Origin of the sequence: Saccharothrix sp. NRRL B-16314, from assembly GCF_000716595.1 — a bacterium.
GTDB lineage: Bacteria > Actinomycetota > Actinomycetes > Mycobacteriales > Pseudonocardiaceae > Actinosynnema.
Genome location: NZ_JNXC01000128.1, coordinates 1 through 413 on the forward strand (window position 1 = coordinate 1; position 413 = coordinate 413).

Genomic DNA, 413 nt, shown 5'->3' on the forward strand with positions numbered 1-413 from the left:
GTGCGGTCGCGAGGGTGTCAATGTCGGTCGTCACAACCCGTACATCGACACCCTCGCCCCATATCTCCAGGTGCCTACCCCTTGGAATCAATCATCTAGGTGCCCCAGCCCGGGGCGCAGCCGATCTTCGGACGCCACGGGGCCCCGTGCGGCCGTCCAGCCGGCGACGTCTGTCCGGTCGTGGTGTTCAGGCGGCGAGGGGCACCGGTGGTCGGTGGAGCAGGTTTTGCCGGGGCCTTTGGGCGGGGTCCACGTGACGCGGCGGGATGAACGCCGGAACACCACCGGTCATCGTGATCCGCCAACGCGAGTGGTGCACCAGGGAATGATGCGTGCGGCACAGGAGAACGAGGTTGCCCAGATCCGTGGCACCTCCTTCCGCCCAAAATGTGACGTGGTGCGCGTCGCACCAC

The 413-nt window shown here is 66.8% G+C and carries 1 protein-coding gene; it reads right to left on the minus strand.

From position 1 onward, the window contains the following. Positions 1 to 187: 187 nt before the first annotated feature. A partial coding sequence (locus OQ02_RS44585) for an HNH endonuclease signature motif containing protein (RefSeq protein ID WP_197043391.1) occupies positions 188 to 413 on the minus strand: 226 nt, incomplete at its 5' end.